Annotated in this window: 20 protein-coding genes; 9 read left to right on the forward strand and 11 right to left on the reverse strand. The window is 74.6% G+C overall.

Features of this window, described 5'->3' with window-relative positions; all coding sequences use genetic code 11:
* Window positions 1-124 precede the first annotated feature (124 nt).
* Window positions 125-766, forward strand: a complete 642-nt coding sequence (locus OG286_RS32355; protein ID WP_396323965.1) for a YoaK family protein — start codon at window positions 125-127, stop codon at window positions 764-766.
* Window positions 767-805: 39 nt separating this feature from the next.
* On the opposite strand, the gene OG286_RS32360 is transcribed toward OG286_RS32355, so the two are convergent.
* The gene (locus OG286_RS32360; RefSeq protein WP_405359079.1) at window positions 806-1,177 is read right to left on the reverse strand and encodes a hypothetical protein; all 372 of its coding nucleotides are present in this window, start codon (window positions 1,175-1,177) and stop codon (window positions 806-808) included.
* Window positions 1,178-1,240: 63 nt separating this feature from the next.
* Entirely contained in the window at window positions 1,241-1,957 is a 717-nt protein-coding gene (locus OG286_RS32365) for a hypothetical protein (protein WP_405359077.1), read from the reverse strand.
* Between the two features lie 620 nt (window positions 1,958-2,577).
* Between OG286_RS32365 and OG286_RS32370 the strand changes: the two genes are divergently transcribed.
* Genes OG286_RS32370 through OG286_RS32380 form a run of 3 tightly spaced genes read left to right on the forward strand, consistent with a single transcriptional unit; the run spans window position 2,578 to window position 6,034 of the window.
* Window positions 2,578-3,102 (forward strand): PadR family transcriptional regulator, encoded by a 525-nt coding sequence (locus OG286_RS32370; RefSeq protein WP_396323874.1) that lies wholly within the window; start codon window positions 2,578-2,580, stop codon window positions 3,100-3,102.
* The gene (locus tag OG286_RS32375) at window positions 3,099-3,809 is read left to right on the forward strand and encodes an ABC transporter ATP-binding protein (RefSeq protein ID WP_396323875.1); all 711 of its coding nucleotides are present in this window, start codon (window positions 3,099-3,101) and stop codon (window positions 3,807-3,809) included. Before OG286_RS32370 ends, OG286_RS32375 begins: the two co-directional genes overlap by 4 nt.
* On the forward strand, window positions 3,806-6,034 hold the full coding sequence (locus tag OG286_RS32380; protein ID WP_405365954.1) for an FtsX-like permease family protein: 2,229 nt from the start codon (window positions 3,806-3,808) through the stop codon (window positions 6,032-6,034). The genes OG286_RS32375 and OG286_RS32380 overlap by 4 nt, the downstream gene beginning before the upstream one ends.
* 50 nt (window positions 6,035-6,084) lie before the next feature.
* On the opposite strand, the gene OG286_RS32385 is transcribed toward OG286_RS32380, so the two are convergent.
* Window positions 6,085-6,549 (reverse strand): NUDIX hydrolase, encoded by a 465-nt coding sequence (locus tag OG286_RS32385; protein ID WP_396323877.1) that lies wholly within the window; start codon window positions 6,547-6,549, stop codon window positions 6,085-6,087.
* A gap of 36 nt (window positions 6,550-6,585) precedes the next feature.
* Entirely contained in the window at window positions 6,586-8,082 is a 1,497-nt protein-coding gene (locus OG286_RS32390) for an SDR family NAD(P)-dependent oxidoreductase (protein ID WP_405365955.1), read from the reverse strand.
* 295 nt (window positions 8,083-8,377) lie between these two features.
* On the opposite strand from OG286_RS32390, the gene OG286_RS32395 reads away from it, so the two are divergent.
* Complete coding sequence (locus tag OG286_RS32395) at window positions 8,378-9,817, forward strand: GuaB1 family IMP dehydrogenase-related protein (RefSeq protein WP_396323879.1); 1,440 nt, start codon at window positions 8,378-8,380, stop codon at window positions 9,815-9,817.
* A gap of 6 nt (window positions 9,818-9,823) precedes the next feature.
* Here the strand turns inward: OG286_RS32395 and OG286_RS32400 are convergent, their stop codons facing one another.
* The 3 genes from OG286_RS32400 to OG286_RS32410 all read right to left on the reverse strand — a co-directional run bounded on the left by OG286_RS32400 (window position 9,824) and on the right by OG286_RS32410 (window position 12,458).
* Entirely contained in the window at window positions 9,824-10,675 is an 852-nt protein-coding gene (locus OG286_RS32400) for a DUF5995 family protein (RefSeq protein ID WP_405365956.1), read from the reverse strand.
* 171 nt (window positions 10,676-10,846) lie between these two features.
* Complete coding sequence (locus tag OG286_RS32405) at window positions 10,847-11,242, reverse strand: DUF3224 domain-containing protein (RefSeq protein ID WP_396323881.1); 396 nt, start codon at window positions 11,240-11,242, stop codon at window positions 10,847-10,849.
* A 124-nt stretch (window positions 11,243-11,366) separates the two neighbouring features.
* Window positions 11,367-12,458: a PP2C family protein-serine/threonine phosphatase gene (locus OG286_RS32410; RefSeq protein ID WP_396323882.1), complete on the reverse strand. Its 1,092-nt coding sequence runs from the start codon at window positions 12,456-12,458 to the stop codon at window positions 11,367-11,369.
* A 225-nt stretch (window positions 12,459-12,683) separates the two neighbouring features.
* On the opposite strand from OG286_RS32410, the gene OG286_RS32415 reads away from it, so the two are divergent.
* The 4 genes from OG286_RS32415 to OG286_RS32430 all read left to right on the forward strand — a co-directional run bounded on the left by OG286_RS32415 (window position 12,684) and on the right by OG286_RS32430 (window position 16,457).
* Entirely contained in the window at window positions 12,684-13,676 is a 993-nt protein-coding gene (locus tag OG286_RS32415) for a pseudouridine synthase (RefSeq protein WP_396323883.1), read from the forward strand.
* A gap of 287 nt (window positions 13,677-13,963) precedes the next feature.
* On the forward strand, window positions 13,964-14,458 hold the full coding sequence (locus OG286_RS32420) for a hypothetical protein (RefSeq protein ID WP_396323884.1): 495 nt from the start codon (window positions 13,964-13,966) through the stop codon (window positions 14,456-14,458).
* 71 nt (window positions 14,459-14,529) lie between these two features.
* Entirely contained in the window at window positions 14,530-15,393 is an 864-nt protein-coding gene (locus tag OG286_RS32425) for an SDR family NAD(P)-dependent oxidoreductase (RefSeq protein WP_405365957.1), read from the forward strand.
* Window positions 15,390-16,457, forward strand: coding sequence for an S-adenosylmethionine:tRNA ribosyltransferase-isomerase (locus tag OG286_RS32430; RefSeq protein ID WP_396323886.1), 1,068 nt, complete (start codon window positions 15,390-15,392; stop codon window positions 16,455-16,457). Before OG286_RS32425 ends, OG286_RS32430 begins: the two co-directional genes overlap by 4 nt.
* Before the next feature lie 72 nt (window positions 16,458-16,529).
* On the opposite strand, the gene OG286_RS32435 is transcribed toward OG286_RS32430, so the two are convergent.
* The 4 genes from OG286_RS32435 to OG286_RS32450 form a co-directional block, all read right to left on the reverse strand.
* Complete coding sequence (locus OG286_RS32435) at window positions 16,530-16,946, reverse strand: nuclear transport factor 2 family protein (RefSeq protein ID WP_405365958.1); 417 nt, start codon at window positions 16,944-16,946, stop codon at window positions 16,530-16,532.
* 134 nt (window positions 16,947-17,080) lie between these two features.
* Window positions 17,081-20,767, reverse strand: a complete 3,687-nt coding sequence (locus OG286_RS32440) for a SpoIIE family protein phosphatase (protein WP_396323888.1) — start codon at window positions 20,765-20,767, stop codon at window positions 17,081-17,083.
* Between the two features lie 293 nt (window positions 20,768-21,060).
* Entirely contained in the window at window positions 21,061-22,245 is a 1,185-nt protein-coding gene (locus OG286_RS32445; RefSeq protein WP_396323889.1) for a thiolase family protein, read from the reverse strand.
* A 108-nt stretch (window positions 22,246-22,353) separates the two neighbouring features.
* On the reverse strand, window positions 22,354-23,460 hold the full coding sequence (locus OG286_RS32450; protein ID WP_396323890.1) for a serine hydrolase domain-containing protein: 1,107 nt from the start codon (window positions 23,458-23,460) through the stop codon (window positions 22,354-22,356).
* Window positions 23,461-23,513: the final 53 nt, after the last annotated feature.

Consider the following 23,513-nt stretch of genomic DNA (forward strand, 5'->3'; position numbering starts at 1 on the left):
CGCGACCCGGAGGGCCGGGCGGGCGTAGAACGGACGGAGAGATCGCCGGGTGTCACCGGGCGCGCCGCACGACCGGAGGAGAACAGGCTTGAAGACCGACCCCCGCCACGGCCCGCTCGTCCCGATGCTGCTCGTGCTCACCGTCGTCACCGGGCTGGTCGACGCGGTCAGCTACCTCGCCCTCGGACACGTCTTCGTCGCCAACATGACCGGGAACGTCGTCTTCCTCGGTTTCGCCCTCGCGGGCGCGCCCGGCCTCTCGGTGACGGCCTCGCTCGCGGCGCTGGCCGCCTTCCTCCTCGGCGCGCTCGCCGGCGGCCGGCTCTGCGAGCGGCTGCCCGGCCACCGGGGGCGGCTGCTGGTCGTCGCCGCCGTCGTCCAGTCCGTCCTGCTGGCCGGCGGAACCGCCCTCGCCGTGCTGGCGGGGCACACCGCCGACGCGGTCCGCTACCCGCTGATCGGCCTGCTCGGCTTCGCGATGGGCCTGCAGAACGCCGTCGTCCGCCGTATCGGGGTGCCGGACCTCACCACCACCGTCCTCACCATGACCATCACCGCCCTCGCCGCCGACCGGTCCGGCCCCCGGAGACTGGCCTCGGCGGTCTGGATGTTCGGCGGCGCCCTGCTCGGGGCGGTGCTCGTCCTGCACGCCGACGTCCCGGCCGCGCTGGCCCTCGCCCTCGCCCTGCTCGCCGCCGTCGCGGCCTTCGCCCATCACGCCTCGCGCACCCACCCCGCCTGGGTGGACCCGGACGGCGCGCCCTGAGGGACCGGCGCGCCCAGGCGGACCGCCGCGCCCAGCGGGTCACTCCACCTGGCGCGCGTCCGGCGCCTGCCCCGGCCGGGGCGGCCGGCCGGCGTCGGCCCTGGCCTGTTCCGCGGCGATCAGCGGGCCGACCACCTCCTCGACCGTGCGGTGCGAGATCTCCGCGAACGTGCGGACCCAGTCCACGAGTTCGGCCGGCAGCCGGAGGGTGGGGCGGCACGTCGCCCCGGCCCCGGGACCGCCGGCACTCCCGCGAAGCCCGGCCACCCCGGCACCCACGGCAGCGGCCCTGACAGCCTCGGCACCCACGGCAGCCTCAGCGGCCTCGGTCCCCACGGCGGTCTCGCGGACGGCCAGGAAGGCGTCCGCCTCGACCCCGCGCCACCGGGTCGTCCGCCCGAGCGGCGCCATGCCGAGGCGCCGGCAGACCGCCGCCGAGGTCGGTGGTGAAGGCGATGGGCACGGGGGTCTCCGTCATTCGTCCTGCGGCCCGCCGGGGCTGCTGGTGGTGCGGCCGCTCCACCTGGGTTCGTGCCGGGCCCAGGACTCCTCCCAGGCCCGGTCGGCCTGCCGGTCGAGGACGCGCAGGCGTAGTGCGAGGGCGCCGCCGAGCGCGGTGGCGACGGCGAGGAAGCCGGCGAGTCCGGCGCAGACGGCGTCGGCGATCAGACCGTTCCTGGTCATGGGCGGAGCGGTGGGGGTGCCGGCCCCGTCGAGCCAGAGGGCGACGGTGGAACCGGCGGTGGTGGTGCGGCGGACCTCGATCGCGCCGGTGCGCGGCTGCCCGTCGGGGGCCGTCCAGGTGGCCTCGGCGGTGAGCAGGTTCTGGTAGCCGCCGGTGCGGCGGGCGCTCGTCGTGGCACCGGGCCGGTCGACGCTCTGGACGACGGCGTCGACCGGGTGCAGGCGGGCGCGGGCGGCGGCCGCCGCCCGCGTGGTGGCCTGGTAGCCGAGCAGCGCACCGGCGACCGCGGCCACGAGGGCGAGGAGGACGCCCAGCGCCGCCGCGAGCCGTGCGCGACTGCGACTGCGGTCCAGCGGGCGGTCGAGTGGCAGGTCGAGCGCTCGGCCGAAGGGCCCGTCCAGCGGCCGCGCCGAAGCGGCGGGGCGTGCGCCGAGGGCCCGCCGCAGCTCCCGGCCGACTCGCCGCGGCAGTGACCCGGGCCTGGCCGGGCGGGGTGTGCTGGACACGATGCGCGCTCCTCGGGGTACGCGGGGCAACGGTGCGGGGCGATGGGGCGAGGCGCCCGGTCGGGGCGCCCCCGCCGGATGCCCGGACTGCCACAGCCGGCGGTACTGCGGGCATCCAATCTCCCTCCGCTCCCCGCCCGCGCACAAGAGCGTGCGGGCCCGCACCACCCGGGGTCCGGCCCGCGAACCGGGACGTTCGGCCCTCGGCGGGGGAGGGGTCGGCGGGGCAGGCTGGGAGTGGTCGCGCCCTCCGAGTGCCGGGGCGCGGCAGGTCCGGCGTGCTGTGGGGGCGTGCCGGACCGTGGTGCGGGGCGGGGGGCGGACGTGGGGCCGCCTCCCGCTCGTGCCGTCCGAACGCCTCCGCCTGGACGCGGCGCCTCCGCTTGAACGCGGCGCCTCCGCTTGAACGCGGCGCCTCCGCTTGAACGCGCGGTCCACCTGGCCGTCCCGGACGCGCGGTCCCGAACGCTTCCACCTGAACGCGCCGGTTCCCTCCTCGCCGGCTCGCTCGTGCCGTCCGAACGCTTCCGCCCGGACGCCTCGCTCATCGTCTTCGCAGGTCACAGCCGTAATCTCGCCAGATATACACTCGGAGTATACGCCTGATGTATGGTCATCTCATGAGTGTTCCTTTGACCCTTCTCGGGCTGCTGGAGCGAGAGCCGAGCCATGGCTACGACCTCAAGCGCGACTACGACGCCTTCTTCGGGCGGGGCAAGCCCCTGCCATACGGTCAGGTCTACGCCACGCTCGGCCGGCTGGCGCGGGACGGCAAGGTCGTGGCCGGCGAGGCGGAGCCCGGCGACGGGCCCGAGCGCAAGCGCTACGTGATCACCGACGCCGGTGTGACGGAGTTCGAGCACTGGCTCACCGAGCCCGTCTCGCCCGAACCGAACCTGCAGACGGTGCTGTTCACCAAGGTCGTGCTGGCCCTGATGCTCGGCCGCGACGCCGAGGTCTACCTCGACACCCAGCGCGCCGCCCACATGCGGCGGATGCGCGAACTTACCGACCTGCGCCGTAACGGAGCGCTGGTCGACGCCCTGCTCGCCGACCATGGACTCTTCCACCTGGAGGCCGACTTGCGCTGGATCGACCTGACCACCGCCCGCCTGGACGCGCTGGCCGAGGCGGTGCGGTCATGACGCTGCTGATCGAGGCCCACGACATCACCCTCGCCTTCGGCGAGACCCCCGCCCTGCGCGGGGCGAGCCTGGCCGTCCACGCCGGCGAGGTGCTCGCCATCATGGGCCCCAGCGGCTCCGGCAAGTCCACCCTGCTGCACTGCCTGGCCGGCATCCTCACCCCCGACTCGGGCGAGGTCCGCTTCAACGGGCAGCGGATCGACACCATGGGCGAGGCCCAGCGCAGCGCCCTGCGCCGCGACAGGTTCGGCTTCGTCTTCCAGTTCGGCCAGCTCGTCCCGGAGTTGACCGCCGAGGAGAACGTCGCACTGCCGCTGCTGCTGAGCGGCACCAAGCGGGCGGCGGCCCTGGCCGAGGCCCGGCCCTGGTTCGCCAGGCTCGGCCTGGACGGCATGGAGCGGCGCCGCTCCGGCGAGCTGTCGGGCGGTCAGGCGCAGCGCGTCGCGCTGGCCCGCGGGCTGGTGGCGCGGCCGCAGGTGCTGTTCGCCGACGAGCCGACGGGGGCGCTGGACTCGCTCACCGGCGAGCAGGTCATGGAGCTGATGGTCGGCGCCGCGCGCGAACAGGGCACCACCGTCATCCTGGTCACCCACGAGCCGCGGGTCGCCTGCTACGCCGACCGCGAGGCGATCGTCCGGGACGGCAAGGCCACCTCGCTCCCGGCGGGCCCGGCGGCCGACCGCGCGGCGGAACGGATCGCCTCGTGATCCCCTTCGCACTGCGCCTCGCCGTCAGCGGCGGGCGGGAGGCCGTGGCCCGGCTGGTGATGATCGCGGCGGCCGTGGCGATCGGCGTCGGCCTGCTGCTCTCGACGCTGGCGAGCATCAACGCCGTCGGCAAGTCCAACGAGCGGGTGCTGTGGACCAACAGCGGTGCGGCGAGCCGGACCGAGACCGCGCCGGTGGACCCGCTCTGGTGGTGGGACCACGGCGACTACTTCGACGGCAAGGAGCTCTTCCGGCTCGACGTCGCCGCCACCGGGCCGACCGCGCCCGTCCCGCCCGGTCTCGACAAGCTGCCCGCGCCCGGTGAGTACTACGCCTCGCCCGCGCTCGCCGAACTGCTGCGCAAGACCCCGGCCGTCGAGCTGGGCGACCGCTTCCCCGGCCGGATGGCCGGAATCCTCGGCGACGGGGCACTGCCCTCCCCGGACTCGCTCTACCTGATCGAGGGCCGCACTCCGGCGGAGATCGAGCACATGCCCGGGGCGAGCAAGGTCACCACCATCGCCACCGCTCTCCCGCCCTCCTGCGACAACGACTGCCCGGGGCTGGGCACGCGCGGCGACGCCATGACGCTGATCCTCTCCGTGGTGGCCGGCGCGCTGATCTTCCCTGTGGTCATCTTCATCGGCACCGCGACCCGCCTCTCCGCCGCCACCCGCGAGCAGCGCTACGCCGCGATGCGGTTGGTCGGCGCCACCCCGCGGCAGGTTTCGGTGATCTCGGCGGTGGAGTCCACCGTGGCCGCGGTGGCCGGCACGGTCGTCGGCTTCGGTCTCTTCCTGCTGCTGCGCCCACTGGTGGCGACGATCCCGTTCACCGGTGACCGGTTCTTCGCCGAGGACCTGACGCTCACTCCGCTCCAGATGGCGGCCGCGGCGCTGGGCGTCCCGGGGGCGGCGGCGGTCGCGGCGCGGCTGGCGCTGCGGCGGGTCACCATCTCCCCGCTGGGTGTCACCCGCCGGGTCACCCCGGAGCCGCCCAGCCACTGGCGGGTGGTCCCGCTGCTGGCCGGTCTGGCCGAGCTCGGTTACTTCGTCAACCGGCGCCCGGACACCACCAACGGGCAGACCGCGGCCTATCTGACCGGATTCTTGGTGATCATGCTCGGCCTGGTGATCGCCGGACCCTGGCTCACCATGGTGGGCGCCCGCGCCGTCGCGCTGCGCACCAGCCGCCCTGCCACGCTGATCGCCGTCCGGCGGCTCGCGGACGACCCGAAGGCGGGCTTCCGCTCGGTCGCGGGCCTGGTCCTCGCCCTCTTCGTCACCACGGCGACGGTCTGCATCATCGGCACCATCAACGAGAACCGGGGCACGCTCAGCGGGGACCCGGAGACCCGGACCGCGGTCGAGCAGAGCAGCATGGTCGACGAGCCCGCGATGACGGGCGCCGTTCCGGCGCAGCTGCTGGCGGACCTCCGGGCGGTGCCCGGCTTCCACGGCCTCGCGCTGGGCCACGACAACCCGCAGGGGCTCGGCGCGCTGCCGGGTGAGCGCCCCGGGTTCTCCCCGAGCCTGGTGCTCTGCACCGAGCTCGCCCAGGTCCCGGTGGTGGGCCGGTGCCCGGCCGGCGCGAGCGTCGTCGGCATCCCGCAGTGGGGTTTCATGAGCCTGCGCTCCACCTCCGGGTTCGAGTGGCCGGCCGCACCCGTCTCCGCAGAGGAGGCGGCCATGCTGCCGGTGCGCAGCATCTACGTGACCACGGACGGCTCCGCCGCCGCCAAGGAGCAGACCCGGACGTTGCTTACCAAGGCTTACCCGGGGTACGGGCCCCGGACGGTGGGCGACTGGGGCTCCGCCCAGCAGAAGCAGCTGTCGGGCTGGAGGCAGCTGGCCAACGTCGTGCTGCTGACCACCCTGCCGATCGCCGGGTGCAGCCTGGCGGTGAGCGTGGTCGCGGGCCTGACCGACCGCAAGCGGCCGTTCGCGATGCTGCGGCTCACCGGGGCGCCGCTCGGCCTGCTGCAACGGGTGATCGGCCTGGAGAGCGCGCTGCCGTTGCTCCTGGTATCGGCGCTCTCGATCGGGACGGGCTTCTCGGCGGCGGCCATGTTCCTCAAGTCGCAGATGAACTACGACCTGGTGTCGCCGGGCACGCTGTACTACGTGCTGACCGCGGTCGGCCTGGTGGCCTCGCTCGGGATCATCGCCTCGACGCTCCCGCTGCTGAAGCGGATCACCGGCCCGGAGGCGGCCCGCAACGGCTGAACCCGCCGCGGTCACGCACGCACCGCGCCCGGCCCGCAACGGCTACCCCGTCACCTGCTTCCGCCGGTGACGGGGTACGCGTACGTCCCGGCCCGGAGCGCCGAGGGGGCGTCCGGCAGCCAGCTGCCCAGCACCAGCGCGGACGGGTAGAACATCGGCCCGGGCAGCGCGTCGAGCGGGAACCGCTCCCAGCCGGCGCACGCGTGCGGCTCCGTGACCTCGGCGGCGGCCAGGCTCGGCGGCGCGAGCACGGCCGCGGTGAGCCTGGGGCGGCCCAGCTCGTGGTCGAGCAGCACGGCCAGCACCCGCATCCGTTCGGCCGGCAGCACGATGCCGGTCTCCTCGGCCAGCTCCCGGGCGGCGGCCTGTTCGAAGGACTCGCCCGGGGCGTCCACCTTGCCGCCGGGCAGGCTCCAGGTGGGCGGCTCGCCGGCGGTGATCCGGCGGCCGAGCAGGACCCGGCCGTCCCCGGTGGGCACGATGACGCCGGCGCCGAGCAGTGGTGCGGTGGTCAACTCGGTTTCTCCTCGCAGGGGTTACCAGTCGCAGGGCTACCAGGCGGCGCGGTCGAAGTCCTTGAGGAAGCAGCCGTAGAGGTCCTCGCCCTGCTCGCCGCGGACGATCGGGTCGTACACCCGGGCCGCGCCGTCGACCAGGTCGAGCGGGGCGTGGAAGCCCTCGTCGGCCAGGCGCATCTTGTCCGGGTGCGGGCGCTCGTCGGTGATCCAGCCGGTGTCGACGGCGGTCATCAGGATGCCGTCGGTCTCGAACATCTCCTGCGCGCTGGTGCGGGTGAGCATGTTCAGCGCGGCCTTGGCCATGTTGGTGTGCGGGTGGCCGGCGCCCTTGTAGCCGCGCTGGAACACCCCCTCCATCGCGGAGACGTTGACCACGTACTTGCGGCGGGACGCCGACGCGGCCATCGCCGGGCGCAGGCAGCTGATCAGGATGAACGGCGCGGTGGAGTTGCAGAGCTGCACCTCCAGCAGCTCGACCGGGCCGACCTCGTTGACGGTCTGCACCCAGCTGTTGGTGGGCGCGAGGTCGGGCACCAGGCCGCCGGCGTCGATCGCGGTGCCGGCCTCGATCCGGGCGGGCGTCGCGGAGCCGGTGACCAGCGCGAGCGAGGTGACGTCCTCGGCGGACAGCCGCTCCTGGGCGCCGGTGGCCTGCGCGGGCAGGGCCGGCAGGTCCACGCTGCCGCTGCCGAAGCGGCCGATGGTGGTGGACTGCGGCAGCTCGCCGGCCGGCAGCGGGGCCGACTCGGCGTTGACCAGCTCGCGGTAGGACTCCGGCGGGCGGCGCACGGTCTGCGCGGCGTTGTTGATCAGGATGTCCAGCGGGCCGTCCGCGGCGACCTCGTCGGCCAGCGCCATCACCTGGGCAGGGTCGCGCAGGTCGATCCCGATGATCTTCAGCCGGTGCAGCCAGTCGGCGCTGTCCGGCATCGCGGTGAAGCGGCGGATGGCGTCGTTGGGGAAGCGGGTGGTGATGGTGGTGTGGGCGCCGTCGCGGAGCAGCATCAGCGCGATGTACATGCCGATCTTGGCCCGGCCCCCGGTGAGCAGCGCGCGCTTGCCGGTGAGGTCGGCGCGGGCGTCGCGGCGGGCGCGGTTCTTGACCGCGCAGGCCTGGCAGAGGTTGTGGTAGAAGGCGTCCACCTCGACGTACCGCTGCTTGCAGGTGTAGCAGGAGCGGGGGCGCTCCAGGATGCCGGCGATCTCGGTGGTGGTGACGGTGGTCAGGCCGAAGGCGCCGGCCGTCTCGTCGTCGATCCGGGTCGGCGCGCCGGTGGCCGTCCGGGCGGTGACGGCGCGGTCGTTGGCGGTCTTGCGGGCCCGGGTCTCCTGGCGGCGGCGCTGCTTGAGCGTGCGGAATATGCCGCCGACCGCCTGGCGGACGGTGATCGCGTCCGGGTGGTCGACGTGCAGTTCGTCCAGCTCGGCGAGCACGTCGAGGCAGAGCCGCAGCCGCTCCGGGTCGAGGCCGGGACCGTAGTCGATCTCCTCCTCGGACCCCTCGGTGCCGTTCTCCTGCTGGATGTCCACGCCCGCCGTCATCGCCCGCTGCCGCTTTCCTGGATTGCCTCGCCGTTACCGCGTGAATGCTACGGGAGCGGCCCCGGCCGGGGCGAAAAGCCGATCACTTGGAGAAACCTCCAAGCCTGCGGGTCCCCGGGTGATCATGGTTTGTGCACTGCGCCAGCAATCGTCCTCGAACTGGCTTTTGCCCCCACCGTGCCGGAGAATCGAATGTTGGGTGCGGGGCGCCCGAGTGCGCCCCGCGGCCTCGCCGCAACCGCACCCGAGGTGTACCTTCTCCCAGCCAGAGAGCCCTATCTTCATGCGCTTCCTGAACGACCTCAAGCCCTCGTACGACCTCACGTACGACGACGTCTTCATGGTCCCCAGCCGCTCCGCCGTGGGCTCCCGGCAGGGTGTCGACCTCTCCTCGAACGACGGCACCGGCACCACGATCCCGCTCGTCGTCGCCAACATGACCGCCATCGCCGGCCGCCGGATGGCCGAGACCGTCGCCCGCCGCGGCGGCCTGGTCGCCATCCCGCAGGACATCCCCGCCGACGTGATCGCCGATGTCATCGGGTGGGTCAAGCAGCGCCATCTGGTGCACGACACCGCCATCACCCTCGACCCCGGCGCCACCGTCGCCGAGGCGCTCTCGCTGCTGCCCAAGCGGGCGCACGGCGCGCTGGTCGTGGTCGAGGACGGCCGGCCGGTCGGCGTGGTCACCGACTCCGACTGCCAGGGCGTCGACCGCTTCACCAGCGTCGCCGACGTCATGTCGCGCGACCTGCTGCTGCTCGACGAGGGCATCGACCCGCGCGCCGCCTTCGACCGGCTCAGCGAGGCGCACCGCAAGCTCGCCCCGGTCGTGGACGCCGAGGGCAAGCTCGTCGGCCTGCTGACCCGCAAGAACGCCCTGCGCGCCACCCTCTACACCCCGGCCGTGGACGCGCGGAACCACCTGCGGATCGCCGCCACCGTCGGCATCAACGGCGACGTGGCCGGCAAGGCCAAGGCCCTGATCGAGGCCGGCGCCGACGTGCTGGTCGTCGACACCGCGCACGGCCACCAGGAGTCGATGATCAGCGCGCTGCGCGCGGTTCGCGGGCTGGACCCGCAGATCCCGATCGTGGCCGGCAACGTGGTCTCCGCCGCGGGTGTCCGCGACCTGGTCGAGGCGGGCGCCGACATCCTCAAGGTCGGCGTCGGCCCCGGCGCCATGTGCACCACGCGGATGATGACCGGCGTCGGCCGCCCGCAGTTCTCCGCCGTGCTGGAGTGCGCCGCCGAGGCGCGCAGGCTCGGCAAGCACGTCTGGGCCGACGGCGGCGTCCGCCACCCGCGCGACGTCGCGATGGCGCTGGCCGCCGGCGCGTCCAACGTGATGATCGGCTCCTGGTTCGCCGGCACCTACGAGTCGCCCGGCGACCTCCAGACCACCGCCGACGGCCGCCAGTACAAGGAGAGCTTCGGCATGGCCTCGGCGCGCGCGGTGAGCAACCGCACCGCCCAGGACTCCACGTACGACCGGGCCCGCAAGGCGCTGTTCGAGGAGGGCATCTCGCACTCCCGGATGTTCATCGACCCGGTCCGCCCCGGCGTCGAGGACCTGATCGACTCGATCGTCGCCGGTGTCCGCAGCTCCTGCACCTACGCGGGCGCCTCCAGCCTGGAGGAGTTCCACGAGAAGGCCGTGGTCGGCATCCAGAGCGCGGCCGGCTACGCCGAGGGCAAGCCGCTGCACTCCAGCTGGGCCTGATCCCGCTCAGCGCACGGCCGGCCGGTTCCTCGCCTCGGGGAGCCGGCCGGCCGTTCCGCTGTCCGCGCCCGGGAACCGTGAGCCGTCCGGGCGGGCACCGTCGGAGCACGTTCCCGCGGACCGGGTGTCGTGCGGGCGGGCCTCCTGCGAGCAGGCCTCCTGGCAGCGGGGCCCGTCCGGTCGGGTGTCGTGGAGCCCCAGCGGCGTGAGCAGGGCCCGGCCGAGCAGGCCGACCGAGGTGTCCAGCGCGGCGGTGAGCGCCGCAGCGGCGCACGGCACCTCGCGCAGCTCCCAGAGTGCGCCGACGCTCGCCCAGGCCGCGTCCCGGGCGGCATCCACCGACCAGGCGCCCACCCGGTGCGTCAGCGGCTCGGCCCGCTCCAGCACGTCCGGCCCCGGCATCAGCTGCTCGCGTACGGCCGTCTCCACCGCGGCGAGCAGGCCGTTGATCCGGTGGTAGTCGGCGGCGAGCTGCCCCGGCGTGCGGCCGAGCCGGCGGCAGGTGTCGATCACGGCGAGCGGCAGGTCGTGCTGGATGTGGGCGTTCATCCCGGCCAGCGCGAACTGAAGGGGGTGGACCCCCGGCTCCGCCCGCAGGTCGAACAGCGGCCGCCAGCAGGCCGGCGGCCGCCGCCCCGCCGCGACGGCGTCCACGGCCAGCAGGTACCGCCCGGCGAACACCACGTCCAGCTCGGCCATCGCGGCCGGGTCGGCGAAGTACCGGCGTCCGAGGTGGCGGCGGACCGCCTCCGTCACGGTGAGGTACATCCGGTTGAAGACCGCGACACCGTCGCCGTGCGGGAGGCCGGCGCCGATCCCGCGCAGCCGGTGGATCACGTCGTCGACCGCGTGTGCCATGTTCCGAGCCATCCGTCACCTTCCGCGATCGACCGTTCACCGATCGCATCATCGTGACAGTGGCGGGCCGGGCGCCGCCGACGCCGCGCAGCTACGCGCGCCGGCGTACCGTACCGGCCCGTCGGCCCGTACCGACCCGGCCCGGATCGGCTCGTGTCGGACCGGCCCGGATCAGCCCAGCTCGTACTCCAGGGCGTAGCCGTGCCTGCCCTCGTCGTCCACGATCAGCTCGAACGTGCCCGTGATCCCCTCCAGCTCGCCCGCGCCGGTGCCCGCCAGCACCCGGATCGCCAGCCGCTCGCCCCGGCTGTCCGGCGCCGTGTGCTGGAGCACGAAAGAGCCCTTGCGGCCGTCCAGCTCACCGGTGAAGTGCTCCATCGCGACGTACCCGGCCGGGGTGCCCGAGCCGCCCAGCACGGAGAGCATCCGCACCACGCTGCTGCCCGTCAGGCCGCCCGTGAACTCCTTGGTCATCCGGACCCGGCCGAGCGTCGCGCCCGGTCGTTCGTCCGTCTCCTCCGGCTCGAACGCCGTCACCTCGAACGCCCCGCCCGTCTTGATCCCCATGACACCGCCCCTTCGACGAACCTGCCCGTGGACGGCGCTCCGCCGACCGCACCGACAGCGTTGCACACGGCACTGACAGTGGCGGCCGACCGAGGCGGGACGGTCGCGGAGCGCGCCGAGCCGCTCAGCGTTCCCAGCGCAGTGCCAGCAGGGCCGCGTCGTCGGCCAGGCCGGCGACGTCCACCCAGGCGCGGACCTCCGCCAGCAGCTCGTCCAGCACGTCCTCCGGGCTCACCGCGGACGCCCCCGTCAGCCGCTCAGCCAACGGGAAGAACCGGCCCGCCGCGTTCCGGGCCTCGGACACGCCGTCGGTGTAGAGCAGCAGCAGGTCACCCGCCCGGGGCTCGAAGCCGCCCGCCCGGTAGCTCCCGCCCATCAGGTCGAGCAGTCCCAGCGGCGGGGCGTGCTGCGGCGGCTCCAGCTCCCTCACCCGGCCCGCGGTGCGCAGCAGCGGGTGCGGATGGCCGCAGTTGACCAGCTGCGCCGCGCCGCCCGCCGGGTCCACCCCCAGCAGCAGCGCCGTGACGAACCGCTCGTTCACCGGGCGGCTCGCCAGCGCCGAGTCCAGCCGCTCCGCCACCCGGGCCAGCTCCGGCTCCGTGCGGGCCGCCTCCCGGAACACCCCGAGCACGTCCGCCGCCGTCTCCACCGCCGGCAACCCGTGCCCCTGCACGTCCCCCAGCAGGATCCGGATCCCGTACGGGCCCTGCGCCACCTCGTAGAGGTCCCCGCCGATCCGCGCCTCGGCGGCCGCGGCGACGTACCGCACCGCCACCCGCAGCGGCCCGAGCCGCTCCGGCGGCGGCCGCAGCAGCGCCCGCTGCGCCGCCTCGGCCACCGTACGGACCTGGAAGAGCTCGCGTTCCCGGGCGGCCACCAGCACCACGTTCCCGGCGCTGGCCAGCGTGGCGGCGAGCACGGTGATCAGCGCGGTCAGGTGGACGGAGACGGGCAGGCCGTGGTTGGTGACCTCCAGCAGGCCGACCGCGACGATGGCGGCCGCTCCCGTGAGCAGCGGCACCCGGGCCCGCCGGGTGGTCGCCCCGGCCAGCACCGGCGCCACCGCGAGCACGGGGGAGAGGGTCGTCCCCGGCCCGGACACCAGGTCGGCCACCACGGCCGCGACCAGCAGGAGGTACGCGCCGGCGAGCAGCAGCCTCGTCCGCCGCGGCAGGTGCAGCGGCGGCACCGCGTCCTGCGGTCGGTCGACGGTCACGCGTACGCCTCCAGCGGGGTCGGCGGGGGCCTCACCGTCCACTCTCCACCGCGGCGGCCGCCATCGGCACGTCGGACGGGGGCGTCCCGCCCTCCCACCGGCCGCCCCGCTCTCCCATTGGCCGCTCCGCTCTCCCATTGGCCGCTCCGCTCTCCCACCGGCCGCTCCGCTCTCCCACCAGTCGCCCCGGGGTGCCGACGACGGCCCGGATAGGCTGGCGGCGAGATGAGACGCAAGAGCAAGCCGGTCGCCCCCCTTCCACAGCGCCGCGGGGTGGACCCGGTGCACCTGCGGCTGCCCGTGGAAGGGCCTTGGCCGACGGTGCGCGCGTACCTGGCCGAGCGGCTGCCCACGGTGGCGCCGGAGCGGATCGACGCGCTGCTGCACGGCCGCGAGATCGTCGGCCAGGGCGGGCCGATCGGGCCGGACGAGCCGTTCCGGCCGGGGGCGCACCTCTGGCTCTACCGCGAGTTGCCGGACGAGGTCCCCGTCCCGTTCGAGGTGGCGGTGGTGCACCGCGACGAGCACCTCGTCGTGGTCGACAAGCCGCACTTCCTGGCCACCACCCCGCGCGGCCGGCACGTCGTGGAGACGGCGCTCTCCCGGCTGCGCCACTCGCTGGGCCTCCCCGCCCTCAGCCCGGCCCACCGGCTGGACCGGCTGACGGCGGGCCTGGCGATGTTCGTGGTGCGCCCCGAGGAGCGCGGCGCCTACCAGACGCTCTTCCGCGACCGGCTGGTCCGCAAGGAGTACCGGGCGATCGCGCCGTACGACCCGGCGCTCGCGCTGCCGCGCACCGTGCGCAGCCACATCGTCAAGGAGCGCGGCGTGATCGCGGCCCGGGAGCTGGACGCCCCGCCGAACAGCGAGAGCCGGATCGAGCTCGTCGAGCACCGCGACGGCCTCGGCCACTACCGGCTGCTCCCGCTCAGCGGGCGCACCCACCAGCTGCGGTTGCACATGAGCGGCCTGGGCCTGCCGATCCTCGGCGACCCGGTGTACCCGGTGCTGCTGCCGGAGGCGGCCCCGGACGACTTCCGCCGTCCGCTGCAACTGCTCGCCTCCACCGTCGAGTTCACCGACCCGCTGACCGGCCGCCCGCGCCGCTTCGAGAGCCGCCGCACGCTCGCCGCCTGGTCGGACCCGGCCGCCTGGGCGCGCCCGGAGGGATGGCCGGAGGGCCGGGAGCACCCGGCCACGGTGCCCGACGCGCCGTAGGGCGCGTCCGACGGTTCGCGTCGCGCGCCCGGCGGCAACTGCCTGGCACGCCCCGGGCCCGTGGGCGGGGAGTGGGATATCCCGGATCGCCCCCGTCGGGCACGGCGGCCGCACTACGCTGAACAGCCTCGTCCGACACGTGATCGGGCGGCGGGGCGGCCGGCGGCGGGGCGTCGGGGCGGCGGGGTGACACGGCGGGCGCGGTGCCGCGCCGCCACCGGAGGGCCGGTGGCCGGCGTGGGTGCGGGCGTCGCAGGGCGGGGGCGACACACGGGGGTGGGGGCCGGATGGCATCGGGGCAGGGCCCGCAGGGGGTCGGCTCACGGTGGTCGCACGACCCCGGGGACGAGGCGGCCCGTGGGCGCGACGGCGGCGGTGCGTCCGCCGCCGTGCCGGCCCCCTGCGCCCGCAACCAGATCGGCGGGGGCACGTTCTTCGGCACGACCGTGCTGGGCGGCACCGTGCACATCACCTGCGGCGACGCCGCCGCGCCACCCGCGCCGGCACCGCCGCCCCTGGCAGCCCCGCCCGTCCCCGTCACGGGCTTCACCGGTCGCGACGACGACCTGGCGACCCTGCTCTCCGTGCCGGCACCCCACGCGGACGGCGGCCGGGCAACCGGCAGCGCCGCCTCCGCCCCCGGGGCGTCCCCGCCCGCGATACCGGCGCTGGTGCTCGGGACGGGCGGGATCGGCAAGACGACGCTCGCCCTGACCGCCGCCCACGCCGCGCTGAAACGCGGCCTGGTCCCCGGCTCGGCCGGGAGGACGAGCCGGCCCTAGGCCCAAGGGACGAGCCGGTCCCAGGCCGGGTGGCCGATCCGGCGGCGGCCGTCCGGGGCGATCGTGGTGCCATGAACACCGCATCGCAGCACGCCGTCCAGCACGCCGTCCAGCCCGTCGCCGAGGACACCGCCCAGCCCGTTGCAGTGATCACCGGCGCCTCGCGCGGCCTCGGTCTGGCGCTCGCCAGGGCGCTGGCCGCCGACGGCTGGCAGCTGGTGGTCACGGCTCGCGACCGGGCCGCGCTCGCCGCCGCCGAGGCCGAGCTGGCCGCCGTCACCAAGGTCACCGCGCCGGCCGGTTCGGTCGTCGACGACGACCACCGCGCGCGCCTGGCCGAGGCCGCCGCCGCGCTCGGCGGCGCGACGCTCCTGGTCAACAACGCCGGCACGCTGAACGGTTCTGACGCGGGCGGTGAGCCGCTGCCCCGTCTCGCCGACGTCCCGCTTCCCGACCTGCTGGAGATGTTCGAGGTCAACGTCCTCGCGCCGATCGCCCTGACCCAGGTCCTGCTGCCGCAGCTGCGCGCGCACTCCGGCGCCCTGCTCAACATCAGCTCCGACGCGGCCGTCGAGGCCTACGAAGGCTGGGGCGGATACGGCGCGAGCAAGGCCGCGCTGGACCACGCCTCCGCCGTACTGGCCCGGGAGGAGCCGCAGTTGCACGTCTGGGCGGTCGACCCGGGCACCATGCGGACCAGGATGTACCAGGAGGCCTGCCCGGGCGAGGACATCTCCGCCGAGCCGCTGCCGGAGGCCGTCGCCCCCGCCCTGCTCGGCCTGCTCCGCGACCGTCCCGCCTCCGGCCGCTACCGGGCCGCCGACCTGCTCGCCGCCACCGACACCGACACCGACACCGACACCGCCACCGACGCCGTAGCCACTGCCACGGCCACTGCCGCTGCCGCCGCAGCCACTGCCCAGGGCGACCGATGACCGCACTCACCGACCCCGGGATCGACGTCACCGTCCCGCCCGAACTCTCCGCCCGCGCACCCGCGGAGGCCCGCGGGACCGCCCGCGACGGCGTGCGGATGCTGGTCGGCCGCCGCGACGGCACCGCCGTCGAGCACCGCCGGTTCACCGACCTGCCCGAGGTGCTGCGCCCCGGCGACGTCCTGGTGGTCAACAACTCGGCCACCCTGCCCGCCGCGCTGGCCGGCCGGCTGCCTGACGGCGGCCCCGTCGCGCTGCACCTCTCCTCCGCCCAGCCCGACCAACGCGGCTCCTTCCTGGTGGAGTTGCGCCGGCCGGCACCCGGCGAGGCCGCCGCCTACTACCCGCCGGAGGAGTCCCCGGCCCGCCCGGGGCTGCGGGTGGCGCTGCCGGGCGGCGGCTCGGCCGAGCTGGTCGAGGCGTTCACCGCCCGCCTCTGGTACGCCCGACTCGACCTGCCCGCACCGATGTTGGGCTATCTGGCCAGCCACGGCAAGGCCATCCGGTACGGCTACGTGGACGGCGACTGGCCGATCGAGGCGTACCAGACGGTCTTCGCAGCCGTCCCGGGCAGCAGCGAAATGCCCAGCGCCGCCCGCCCGTTCACCGCAGAGGTGGTGGCCCGGCTGGCCGGCCGCGGGGTGCTGGTCGCGCCGATCACCCTGCACACCGGCGTCGCCTCCCCCGAGGCGCACGAGGCCCCGTACGCCGAACGGTTCCAGGTGCCGGCCGCCACCGCCCGCCTGGTCGGCCACGTCCGGTCCGGCGGCGGCCGGGTGATCGCGGTCGGCACCACCGCCGTCCGTGCCCTGGAGTCGGCCGCCGCCCCGGACGGCACCGTCCACCAGGCCGACGGCTGGACGGAGTTGGTGATCACCCCCGAGCGCGGCGTCCGTGCCGTGGACGGCCTCCTCACCGGCTGGCACGAGCCCCGCGCCTCCCACCTGCTCATGCTCGCCGCCGTCGCCGGCCGCCCCCTGCTGGAGCGCTGCTACGCGGAGGCGGTCCGGCACCGCTACCTGTGGCACGAGTTCGGCGACGTCAACCTGCTGCTGCCCGACTAGGGCCGGACAGGACGTGGGCGCGATCGCCCGGGGAGGGCCACCTCTGGGCTCCCGGGCGGCCCGGCCAGGGGCTCAGGCGGACCGGTCCGCGAACAGTGTGAGAGCCGCGTGGTGGGTGTCCAGGTACTCGCGCACCGCCGTGATCAGGCCGTTCTCGACGGTGAAGATGCCCAGGCACTGGTTGTCGTACGCGCTGCCGTCGGCCGCCGTGCCCTTGGCGGTCCACTCGGCGACCACCTGCGGGCCGTCCGCCAGCAGGCCGGTGAGGGTCACCTGCGGGGCGCCGTAGGGGGCGAACAGGGTGCCCACCGAGCCGAGGAAGTCCTCGACGATGGCGTCCCGGCCGCTCCAGACGCGCGACAGCGGCAGGTTGCCGGGGTAGGACCACGTGGCGTGCTCGGCGAACGAGGCCACCGCGGTGGGGAGGTCGCCGGTCGCGATGGCGGTGACGTAGCGCTCCACGACGGTACGGGGGTCGAGCTGGTCCATGGTCTGCTCCTGATGCTCGGGATCGGTCGTTCTGCCGGGACCAAGCCAAGCTCCTCGGGGTGCGCGCGGGCGAACAACCGCACGGCGGCAGCGACAAACGGCGGTTGTCGTGCGGGGTCGGCGGGGTCGGCGGGTCAGCGGGCCGGCGTGCCCGGCGGCAGCTCCAGTTCGAACCAGACCACCTTGCCGTCCCGGGTGCGCCGGCTGCCCCAGCGGTGGGCGAGCTCGTTGACCAGGTGCATGCCGCGCCCGCCCTCGTCCTCCTCGCGGGCGCGCCGCATCCTGGGCGACTCGGCGTCCCGGTCGGCGACCTCCACGGTGAGCAGCCGGTTGTAGAACAGCCGTAGCTGGGTGGGGGATCCGGCATGCACCAGGGCGTTGGTGATCAGCTCGCTGGTGAGCAGCTCGGCCCAGTCGGCGAGCGGGGCGAGCCCCCAGCCGATGAGTGTTTCGCGGGTGAACCGGCGCGAGTGCGCGACCATCGCATGGTCGTCGGTGAGCGGCAGGGTGGCGATCCGGTCCGAGCCGGCCGGCCGGACCTGCGCCAGGATGATCGCGATGTCGTCCTCGCTGGTGCGGCCGGTGAGCTCGGCCAGGACGGCGTCGCAGGTCTGCTCCAGCGAGCGGCGCCGGTCGGCGATGGTCCGGCAGAGCTGGTCCAGGCCCTCGTCCAGGTCGCGGCCCCGGCGCTCGACCAGCCCGTCGGTGTACAGCGCCAGGATGCCCTCCTCCGGGAGCGTGAACTCGACGCTCTCGAACGGGACCCCGCCGACCCCCAGCGGGGCCCCGGGCGGCAGGTCGAGCAGCCGGGCTCCGCCCTCGGCGTCGGCCACCACCGGCGGCAGGTGGCCCGCGCAGGCGGCGGTGCAGTGCCGGTCCACCGGGTCGTACACCACACAGACGCAGGTCGCGAACTGGCCCTCGCCGAGCGCCGTGGTCGCCTCGTCCAGCCGGTGCAGCACCCGCGCCGGATCCAGTTCAAGCGTGATCAACGTACGGGCCACCGTGCGAAGTTGGCCCATCGTCGCGGCGGCCCGGATACCGTGGCCCATCACGTCGCCGACCACCAGCGCGACCCGCCCCGAGGAGAGCGGCACGACGTCGAACCAGTCGCCGCCGACCTCGCTGACCACGCTGCTCGGCAGGTACCGGTAGGCGATCTCCAGGCCCAGCGTACGGTGGATCTCCTGCGGCAGCAGGCTGCGTTGCAGGGTGAGCGCGGTGTCCCGCTCGCGGCGGTAGAGCCGGCCGTTGTCCATCGCCAGGGCCGTCCGGGCGGCCAGCTCCTCGGCCAGCGCCCGGTCGGCCTGGCCGAACGGCACCTGGTTGCGGATCCGGATGAACTCCGCGCCCCCCAGCACCAGTCCGCGCGCCAGCAGCGGCACCATCAGGTACGAGTGCACCCCGGCCTCCAGGCCCGGCTGCACCCGGTCCGGCGAGGCGACGATCCGCCGCAGCGCCGCCTCGTCCACCTCCGACACCAGGATCGAGCGCCCCGTCCGCAGGCTCTCCGCATACACCTTTGCGGACTGGGAGTTGGCGCCGACCTGGTCGGCGGCGCCCGCCAGCATGCCGCGCGTGTTGGCCTCGCCGACGGCGACCGCCCGCAGCAGCACCGTGCCGTCGTCCGGGACGGGGCTGGGCTCGTCGCCGCTCAGCACCGCCTCGCGCAGGTCGACGGTGACGAAGTCGGCGAAGCGCGGGATCACCACCTCCACCAACTCTTCGGCGGTGCGGTGCAGATCGAGGGTGGTGCCGATCCGGGTGCTGGCCTCGTTGAGCAGCGACAGCCGCTGCTGCGCCGCCCACGCCTCGTCCAAGGCGCGCTGGCGGGCGGCTGCCGCGTCGCGCTCCCGGGTGAACAGCAGCGCGTTGTCGATCGACACCGCCGCCCGCACCGCCAACTCCCCGGCCAGCGCCAGATCGTCGTCCTCGTACGGCCGCTCCACCACCGTCCGGTAGAACGCGGCGACACCGACCGGCGAGCCCCGGGCGATCAGCGGCACCACCATGAACGAGCGCACGTTCTGCTTCCTGGCCGCGGCCGTGCGGACGGGGTCATCGGTGAACCAGGCCATGCCCGCCGCGTCCATCCGCGGCACCAGCACCGGCTTGCGGTGCGCCAGGCTCCACGCGTACGGCGATCCCGGTCGGAACCGCTGCACCCCGTCGGTGCGGTCGATCGGCTCCAGCGTCGAGCCGTGTGCCGAGTGGAAGGCCATCCGGCGCAGCACGGCCGAACCGTCCGCCAGCGGGCGGGCCTCGCGCTCGCCGCGCACGAGGTCGTCCAGCACCTCCACCACGACCGTGTCGGCCAGCCGGGGCGTCGCCACCTCGGCCAGCTCCTTGGCGGTCTGGGCGAGGTCGAGCGTGGTGCCGATCCGCGCCGAGGCGGAGTTGACCAGCGCCAGCCGCTCCTGCGCGGCCTTCGCCTCGCGCAGCGCCTGCTGCCGGGCCAGCACGGTCTGGTGCTGGCGCAGGTAGAGCCGGGCGTTGTCGATCGCCACGGCGGCCCGCAGGGCCAGCTCGTCACCGAGCGTGATGTCGGCCTCGACGAAGGACTCCCGCTCGCCGCGCCGCGAGTACACCACCATGCCCAGCGTGGTGCCGCGCGCCACCAGCGGAGTGATCCGCACGGAACGCGGCCGGTCGCCGAGATACGCCTGGCGGCGGCTCTCCGAGAGCCCCTGGCTCAGCAGCGGCAGCTCCCAGGACGGAACCACCACCGTCCGCCCGGTCGCCAGCGCCCGCGCGTACGGCGAGTCCGGCGCCACCTCGTACACCGTGTCCACCGGCAGCGCCTCGGCCGGGTAGAGCGGGTCGGTGGTGGCGAGCGCCAGGCGGCGCACCAGCTGCGCGGTGGACGGGTCCAGCGGCTCCACGTTGCGCCCCGCGACCAGGGCTTCCAGGGCGAACACGCCGCTGATGTCCGCGACCCTGGGCACCATGGCGTCGGCCAGCTCGCGCGCGGTCTGCCGCAGGTCCAGCGTGGTGCCGATCGACGCGGTGGCGTCCACCAGCAGCGACAGCCGCTCCTGTGCCCGCGCCGCCCTGGCGTCCGCACGGAACCGCTCCGTGATGTCGATGACCGTCGAACTCACCCCGAGGACCTGCCCGGCCGGGTCCTCCAACCGGAAGTACGAGGCCGACCAGGCGTGATCGTGCTCCGGATCGCCCCGGGTGCGGCCGTGCGAGCGCGAGTCCACCACCGGCTCGCCGCTCTCCAGCACCTGCCGCATCACCGCCTCGCTCTCCTCGCCGTTGATCCCGGGCAGCAGCTCGCTCAGCCGGTGGCCCACGTGCGCCCCGGCGGGCAGGCCGTTCACCCGGGCCAGCGCGTCGTTCAGCCGGACGAAGGCGAGCCGGGTGTCGAACACGCCCATCCCGACCGGGGACTGCGTGAAGAACCCGTCGAGGACGGCGAGATCCGCCTGGATCCGGCGCAGCGTCGTCACGTCGGACGCCACCGCGAGCACCAGCGGGCTGCCGCCCGGTCCCGAGATCGGGTGGGTGCGGAATTCCAGGTTGACGAGGTGCCCGTCCCGGTGCCGGACGGGGAACACGCCCGACCAGCCGCGGCCGTCCAGGATCTCCTGGAACAGCTCCAGCACCTCCGGCCGCTGCTCGTCCGAGGCCAGCAGCTGCGCGGCCCGCGCGCCGATCGCCTCCTCGGCCGTGTAACCGAGCAGTGCCTCGGCGTCGTTGCTCCAGTGCAGGATCCGGCCGTCGGCCTCGATCAGCGCGGTCGCGATCGGCACCATCAGCAGGGCATCCTGACGCGGCCGCTTGGGCTCGCCGGCATCACGCTGCTCGTTCACCATGGCCAGAGAACCGCCCGGAGATCGTTTCCACCAGCCCTGCCATCTTCCCACGCAGCCCCACGGCCCCGCTCGTTCCACGGAACGGAAGGGAACGGAAGGGAACGGAACGGAACTGGACGGAACTGGACGGGACGGTACGGAAGCGGACGGTGGGGCGCCCGACGGTACGCAGTCTCACGTGCACCGGCCCGCCCCCACCGCGTGCTCGCGACGGTCGGGGCGGCGGCGCGGGCGCGCAGACGCGGTGGGAGCGGGCCGGGGGTGGCCTCCCGGGCGGGACCGGGCGGCCGGTGTCAGTCCAGCGCCTCCAGGATGGTGGCGTTGGCCAGGCCGCCCGCCTCGCACATGGTCTGCAGCGCGAACCGCGCCCCGCGCTCGCGCATCGCGTGCACCAGGGTGGTCATCAGCCGGGTGCCGCTGGCGCCGAGCGGGTGGCCGAGCGCGATCGCGCCGCCGTTGACGTTCACCTTCGCCGGGTCGGCGCCGGTCTCCTGGAGCCAGGCCAGCACGACGCTGGCGAACGCCTCGTTCACCTCGAACAGGTCGACGTCCGCCAGCGACAGCCCGGCCCGGCCGAGCACCTTCTCGGTGGCGGGTATGACGCCGGTGAGCATCAGCAATGGGTCCGAACCGGTCACCGCGAAGGAATGCAGCCGGGCCAGCGGGCGCAGGCCGAGCCGCGCCGCCGTCTCGCTGCTGGTGATCAGGACGGCGGAGGCGCCGTCGTTGATCGGGCTGCTGTTGCCGGCCGTCACCGACCAGTCGATCTGCGGGTACCGCTCGGCGAAGCCGGGGTCGGCGAAGGACGGGCGGAGGCCGGCCAGGATCGCCGGCGTGGTGCTGGGGCGAACAGACTCGTCCATGGCGACGACTCCGGCGGGGGTGGTCACCGGTGCCAGCTCCGCCTCGAACAGGCCGGCGGCGTGGGCGCGCGCGGCGTTGGCGTGCGAACCGGCGGCGAACGCGTCCATCGCCTCGCGGGAGACGGACCACTTGGCGGCGATCAGCTCCGCGCTGACGCCCTGCGGGATCAGCCCGCCGGGGTAGCGGGCGGCGATCGCGGCGCTGAACGGGTCCGCTCCCGGCGGCACGTTGGACCACATCGGCACGCGGCTCATCGACTCGATCCCGCACGCCACCACCATGTCGTACGCGCCCGCGATCACGCCCTGTGCGGCGAAGTGGACGGCCTGCTGGGAGGAGCCACACTGCCGGTCGACCGTGGTCGCCGGGACTGAGTCCGGCAGGCCGGCGGCCAGCCAGGCGTACCGGGTGGTGTTCATGGCCTGCTCGCCGACCTGGTCGACGCAGCCGCCGATCACGTCGTCGACCAGCGCCGGGTCGACGCCGCTGCGGCCGATCAGGGTCTGGAGGGTGTGCGCGAGCAGCTCGACCGGGTGGACGGACGAGAGGGTGCCTCCGGGCTTGCCTTTGCCGATGGGGGTACGAACGGCTTCGACGATCACGGCGTCACGCATGGCGGCCGCCTTCCTCTGCGGGTGGTTGGAAAAGCAAACTCACTATAGAGCCAGTGAGTTTGGAACTCCAACGCTATGAAGTTGTGGTCCGGGCCACTCGGGGTACGGTCATGCCCCGCCACCGCCCGTCGCGTGGCCGTTCTGCAGGCTGCGCAGTAGGGATACCCCGGCCGGGTCGACCGAACGGCGGGTGTTGGCCAGGGTTATGACGCCGACCTGCTTCTCGGGGTCGAAGGCGACGAAGGAGCGGAAGCCGCCCGTCTCGCCGTTGTGCCAGATCTGGAGGTGGCCGCCCTGCCGGGGGTGGAGCCGGTGCGCGAGCCAGCCGAGGTGCATCCAGGCGAAGGGGTTGACGTGGTGCTTGACCTCCCGGGTGAGCGCGATGGCGGGTGCCGGCGATGAGGCTTCGGGTGCCGCGGCGGAGGTGGTGGCGGAAGGGGTGGCGGAGGCCAGTTGGGCCCGCAGGAGTGTCGCGAGGTCGGCGGCGGTCGAGCGGAGTCCGCCGGCGCCCGCGAGGTCGGCCAGGTGCCAGCCGGGGACGGGGCGCCGGCCCGGCGTGTGACCGTGGGCGAGGCGGCCGGATCGCTCCTCGTCGACGGTGATCACCGTGTCGGCGAGTCCGAGCGGCTCGCAGATCTCCCGGGTGACCAGCTCCTCGTAGCCGGTGCCGGCCCGGTGGGCGAGGGCCAGGCCGAGCAGGCCTGCGCCGAGGTTGGAGTAGCGGAAGCTCCGGCCGGGCACTGCGCGCAGTCTGGTGCGGGCGAGCCCGGACAGCAGGGTGTCGGTGGTGCAATGGCGGTACGGGTCCGGGTTGTTGGGGGTGGCGAGGGCCCGCAGCAGCATCCCCGCGGGGAGCCGAGGCAGCCCGGAGCTGTGGGTGGCCAGGTGTTGCAGGGTGATCGGGGCGCTGCCCTTGGTGGGCACGGTGACGCCGGGCGGCAGCGCGTCCGCCAGGACGTGGGCCAGTGGTTCGTCGAGCGCGGCCGAGCCCGCGAGCACCAGCCGCGCCAGGGCGAGCGAGGTGAACACCTTGGTGACCGAGCCGATTTCGAACAGTGTCTGTGCCCCGGGCACGCTGCCGCCCGGGCCGGCGGAGGTGCTTCCGGCGCCGCGGATCTCCACCGCGCCGCCGGCCAGGCCGGCGACCACGGCGCCGACCTGCTGGCCGGCGAGCCGGTCGGCGGTCTGCTGGACAAGGCTGCCAAGGTCGTTCATGGCTGCGAGCCTAGGCCGCCACCACCCACCCGTCGTCCGCCGTGACGATGATT

This window comes from Kitasatospora sp. NBC_00039, from assembly GCF_045160625.1.
Taxonomy (GTDB): domain Bacteria; phylum Actinomycetota; class Actinomycetes; order Streptomycetales; family Streptomycetaceae; genus Kitasatospora.